Origin of the sequence: Okeania sp. SIO2B9 (assembly GCF_010672505.1) — a bacterium.
Classification (GTDB): domain Bacteria; phylum Cyanobacteriota; class Cyanobacteriia; order Cyanobacteriales; family Microcoleaceae; genus Okeania; species Okeania hirsuta.
In genome coordinates this window covers 1-5,444 of sequence record NZ_JAAHGK010000437.1, presented here as the reverse complement: position 1 = coordinate 5,444, position 5,444 = coordinate 1, and the positions used below count along the sequence as shown (strand labels likewise).

The 5,444-nt window shown below is 40.3% G+C and carries 4 protein-coding genes; 1 reads left to right on the top strand and 3 read right to left on the bottom strand.

What is annotated here, in order from left to right; genetic code table 11:
• The first annotated feature begins 302 nt into the window (after positions 1 to 302).
• Positions 303 to 437 carry a hypothetical protein gene (locus tag F6K13_RS16325; protein ID WP_275670307.1) on the top strand — a complete coding sequence of 45 codons (135 nt, stop codon included), beginning with the start codon at positions 303 to 305 and terminating at the stop codon, positions 435 to 437.
• Positions 438 to 482: 45 nt separating this feature from the next.
• Here the strand turns inward: F6K13_RS16325 and F6K13_RS16320 are convergent, their stop codons facing one another.
• The 3 genes from F6K13_RS16320 to F6K13_RS16310 all read right to left on the bottom strand — a co-directional run bounded on the left by F6K13_RS16320 (position 483) and on the right by F6K13_RS16310 (position 5,350).
• On the bottom strand, positions 483 to 1,793 hold the full coding sequence (locus F6K13_RS16320) for an FG-GAP repeat protein (protein WP_287287847.1): 1,311 nt from the start codon (positions 1,791 to 1,793) through the stop codon (positions 483 to 485).
• Positions 1,794 to 2,123: 330 nt separating this feature from the next.
• Complete coding sequence (locus tag F6K13_RS16315; protein WP_192901069.1) at positions 2,124 to 2,282, bottom strand: hypothetical protein; 159 nt, start codon at positions 2,280 to 2,282, stop codon at positions 2,124 to 2,126.
• Positions 2,283 to 2,683: 401 nt separating this feature from the next.
• Complete coding sequence (locus F6K13_RS16310; RefSeq protein WP_287287848.1) at positions 2,684 to 5,350, bottom strand: TIGR02921 family PEP-CTERM protein; 2,667 nt, start codon at positions 5,348 to 5,350, stop codon at positions 2,684 to 2,686.
• Between the last annotated feature and the right edge of the window lie 94 nt (positions 5,351 to 5,444).

The following is a 5,444-nucleotide window of genomic DNA, read 5'->3' as shown; positions in this document are numbered from 1 at the left end:
AGGAGGTAGGAGCAAGAATTGTCTCTCAATTTTTCTGCCATAATCATCCTAAAATACCAGCATGCATGAGCTTTTTCCACCAAAAAGTTGGTACTTTTTTCAACGCTAAAACGCTAAAACCTTTATCTGTAAATACTTTTAGAATTAATCAGCAAGCCCTAATTAGGGAGGACAATTGAGAATTGAGAATTGAGAATTGAGAATTGAGATCAGGAAAAAAGTGTTTTCATCACTAATTATCCGGACATGGTATAACTAGAATTCTCAAAAAAAATCAAGCAAAGAATTCAGACTCTGGATCTTTGCTTAATAAATTAGCTATGTTGAAGAAGGAGACAGCTATACTGGAGACAGCTATACTGGAGACAGCTATACTGGAGACAGGAGGAAAATTACATGGGGATTCGCTCCCCCAAGTAATTTTGAACACCGTGTAGACGGTGGGGTATTAAACCCACAAAGAAAATGATAAATTTTTATTGTTATTTTTTCTGCTGCTTCTTTCGGGATAAGGCGGCGATCGCTACTGTTCCTGCTATTCCTAAGAGCGATGATGGCTCTGGTGTTGGTTGAGGGTTGATGGTAAACAAGTATGCTGAACCACTGTTTTCTCCGTTGTCTTGGTCTCCTGGGGCACCAATCAGGGCGAGGTTATCCCTTAGAGCTATTAGCCCTCCAAAAAAGTCTCCGTCAGAACCGTCAGGTGGGGTAAATTTCTGGAGCAAACTGCCAGTAGTAATATCAAACAAGTATGCTGAACCACTGTTTTCTCCGTTGTCTTGGTCTCCTGGGGCACCAATCAGGGCGAGGCGATCACTTAGAGCTACTGAGTTTCCAAAGATGTCTCCTTCAGAACCGTCGGGTGCGGTAAGTTTCTGGAGCAAACTGCCAGTAGTAGTGTCAAATAGGTAGGTTGAACCACTGGAGCGTCCCTTGTCATCGTCTCCTGATGCACCAATCAGAGCGAGGCGATCGCTTAGAGCTACTGAGTTTCCAAAGAAGTTAAATTCAGAACCGTCAGGTGGGGTAAATTTCTGGAGCAAACTGCCAGTAGTAGTGTCAAATAGGTAGGTTGAACCACTGGATCTTCCCTTGTCATCGTCTAGTAGTGCACCAATCAGAGCGAGGTTATCGCTTAGAGCTACTGAGAATCCAAACAAGTCTTCGTCAGAACCGTCAGGTGCGGTAAATTTCTGGAGCAAACTGCCAGTACTAGTGTCAAATAGGTAGGCTGAACCACTTAATATTCCATTTTCTTGGTCTCCTGGGGCACCAATCAAGGCGAGGTTATCCCTTAGAGTTAGTGACCCTCCAAAGACGCCAGCTGAAAAACCGTCAGGTGCGATAAATTTCTGGAGCAAACTGCCAGTAGTAGTGTCAAATAGGTATACTGAACCACTGTCTGTTCCCTTGTCATCGTCTCCTGGGGCACCAATCAGGGCGAGGTTATCACTTAGAGCTACTGAGTTTCCAAAGATGTCTCCGTCAGAACCGTCAGGTGCAGTAAATTTCTGGAGCAAACTGCCAGTAGTAGTATCAAATAGGTAGGCTGAACCACTGTTTCTTGCGTTGTCATCGTCTAGTGGTGCACCAATCAGGGCGAGGTTATCCCTTAGAGCTACTGACCCTCCAAAGAAGTCTCTTTCAGAACCGTCAGGTGCAGTAAGTTTCAGATCAAAAGCGTTAGCAGGAGCTGTCAAAGCAAGAAGTGCGAGGAGCTGACAGGAGGCTCTTTTACCAATTTTGTTTAGGTTAGTGGCTTTGCTCTTAATTGCTTGTTTTTGATTGTGCATATCTAATTTTTCCTTTATTTGTTGCCATGAGTTTGTAAGTTACAGCGCTTTTCATATTTATCAACTACATCGTCACAATCAAAGGCCTGTAGGAAATTTCCATGGAACCTCTCTACTGTGGTCTACTGAAATGAAAAAAGCTGTAATTTACATACATATGTTTTAATCATAAACACCCACACAGAGGAGTTTCTATTTTGTTTGTTATTAAACTCTTTTATAAGAGTATATGCTCCACTTTCTGGTGTCAATGTCATTTTGCCTACTTCATCAAATCTTCATAAAACTTACATACAAAAGTTCCACGGGACATTCAAACTCTAAACTTTCTCAAGCGATCGCCTCCCCCGCTTCATAATAATTGCAAAGCCACATTTTCCCCTCTCCTCGACGAGAAATTTCTAGCAAAGTTGATTCTGAGTCTACCAATACATATTCCTGTGCTATGGCAAAGCTGCGCTTTTTCCTATCGGAATGCTCCGCAAACATGTCGCGAACCGTTAACGGAGTTATGCGCCAGCAAAACGCAATAACAAATCTGATGCATATTTTAGATAAAACAGTCCAGTAGTAGACTGACGCAGTTAAAACTGTGCAGATCGCTTTTTTCGTAATCACCCCATTCCCCTATCGCCCCATCATATAGAATCCGGTTATATAGTATATGTTTATTATTCTATAATTACTTCAATCTCCCCATCTCCGAATCTCCCCATTTTATAATGCACTATTTAAGGTGTGTCAGTCCTGTCGGGTGCGTTAATGCAATGTAAGGCACCGCCTATTCCAGAATTTTTTGCGTTACGCTTTCGGTGCGGAATGCTCCGCAAACACTGTTGTTTGCTATCGCAAAGCTGCGCTTTGTGCCAGCAAAACACACCCTACTACTTTTAACTTTTGAATTTTGAACTTTGACTTATCCATAGCGCTATTCCCATTGCCACCATTCCCAATACCATACCAGGTTCGGGTACATTTGCAGCATCTAATGGGTTATTGGGGTCGGTTAATTCCTCCTTGCCATCCTCAACTTTACGGTTAAAACGGTCTGCTGCTGCTTCTGCACGTTTGAGTGCTTCCCGTTGTTCGTCATTCACTAAAACTATCATTGAAGAATAAGGCGTAACTATTTTATAGGTTTTTGCGATCGGGTGAATAGCATCTAACTCATCGAGAGTATCCAAGTTCATTTTTTTACTCAGCCCCAAAACTAACTGTTGAGCTGCCAGAGGAGCAAAATTATCTTCTATTATTTCCTCATCAGATTTTTTCTCCATAAACCAAGCATATCCATCTGCTACACTGACAACAGATTTTCCTAATTTTGATTTTGCCGTCACTTGTTGGAATACCTCGGTAAGTTGTGTCGCCACACCACCCCCACTTTTTTGCATCAATTTTAATGTGGCATCATCATAAGCAGGTGGCATCGCTCCCAAATGCAACATCCACAAAGGAGTAGATAAGTTGGGCATTTCTTGAGTATCATCCGAGAGTTCATAACTACCCTCATCAGTCACCAATATCAATCCATTGTAGCGAGTATCCCCTCGTAACTGGAGAAACTGTTCCAGCATTTCCTGATATTGGAGCGTACCAAAAAATGTAACTTTTTCAGTATCAAACTGACTAATATCATCTATGCGTTCTGCTGGAAAACCGACATTAGTCAGATATATGTCTGCATCACCGTTACTGAAACTCAGGTCTCCCAAACCATTTGCCACTAACCAGTCAATATTCTGTTTTAGTTCTTTGGTTTTAGCTCTCATGCTGTAGGAAGTATCCACAACCACTGCAAACCTTTCGCTTTCCGGTAAAAATTTTTCTGGCGTTACTAACGGTTGAGCAGAAATTTGATATCCGTTGGTGAAATTTATCTGATGTTGTTGTGGAGTTGTTTCGGCAATTGCAGGAAGACTAGGTGGCAACCATGTTTCTCGATCGCTTCTGACAGACTTGGTATTGTAAATTCGTTTGGTGTTTTTATTCCAATAGATATTACGTTTTTCTCTCAACTTCGGTAAAGCAAAACTATTATCTTTTGCCATTACTTGATAGGTTAACCACAAGTGCATTTGTGTTGGTCGGTCTGGGTTAGTTTTTCGTTCCCTTACTGACAACTTTGCTGGTACTGGAAATGCTCGTAAACGATATTGCCGAGGCCCGACTTTTTCTAGGAGAGCAGGATCGACCGGACGTTCTCTTCGGACTTGAGAATTATAGACTTTTTGTGCTGCACCACGGGGCGAAACTTTGAAAGGAAAACGTTGGGCGCGGTTGTCAGTATCGCCTAACCAAATACCTGTAATAACTGCACTTTCTGGGAGGGTAAAATAATAGAGAATTTCTTGAGGTTCAAAGGTTTGATTTTCATAAATTTCATATAATTCTATATCTGCCCAATCTCTATTTTCTTTTACTGTAATTTCTTGGTTTTTCAGCCAGACTTTTTGTTCCCCAATATTTAATAATCCAGCTTTCACTTCATCTAGATTTGCTGTCGATTGAATAGCATTAATAATTGCTTTTTGTTCTGCTTTTTGAATCGGTGTATCGAAAAAATCACTGTAGAGTTTGGCTGCTTTTTGTTTGTCTTTATCGTCACCTTTATATAAGAAGGGTGACATCAGATTATTGAAGTAATCTTGTAATGTTTGATTAATTGATTCTGGCAAACCAAATGTGCTTCTGTACATGATCCGAATTTGGTTACTTCTGGCAGCCGTACTTAGATAACGATATGAGGATAAATAGGCATTAACTAATCCATCTTTAATTAAATTAGAATTAGCTAAAAGTTCTTGGCGATCGCTTTCATTTCTGACTGGTAAATCTAACATTTGAAAAGCTACAACTTGGGGTTGTTGTTGAAATGAAACAAATAGAATCATCCAAGCAGTTATGACCGCAATAATTCCCTGAAATGTACGTTGATGACCATGTTGATTAGCAAATGTTCTGAGTATTCTTTGTCCAGAATTAACGTATAAACTGGCTAATGCTGAGGGCATAAACACAAATAAAGTTGTTGTTAAAGCCAAGACAAATAAAAATAAGAGCAATGTAAATACATAGCCAGGAGAATAAGTTAACTCAGAAATAATTCCTTGAAGCCAGTAAAATGAGAAAAATTCTCGTACTAACATTACAGATACTGGCACGGCATAAAATAGTAGTAATACTCCCACATATAAACCAGTTAATAACATCAGGCTGTGGGCAAACATTTGTAGCCACGATACTAACTTATTTCGATTAGCATAACCATATAACATTTCCAGAGCAAAAGCGATAATGCTAATGAAGATTGTGGCTAAAATTAAAGTACTAGCTTGAGTAAGTTCTCGCAGTACAAAAAAACGTAATAAACAGAGTAAAAATAAAGGAGCTTCAACTCCATAAAATAAACGGAATAATTGCAGAGGTTGTTTGCGAAAATACCATCCACCAATGATAGTAAAAATAGTGGGAATTGCTACTATTCCAATGAAAGTAATTAAAAATTGACTGGGAATTAAGCCAGATAAAGTATCTTCAATTAAAGACCATCCAATAGTTGGCTGGCCTGTCGCTGCTGGTCGGCATTTTGCTGTCCTTTTTGCTGCCTGTTGTTGCCTTTGGCCTGTTGAATGTCATGACCGGCCTCAG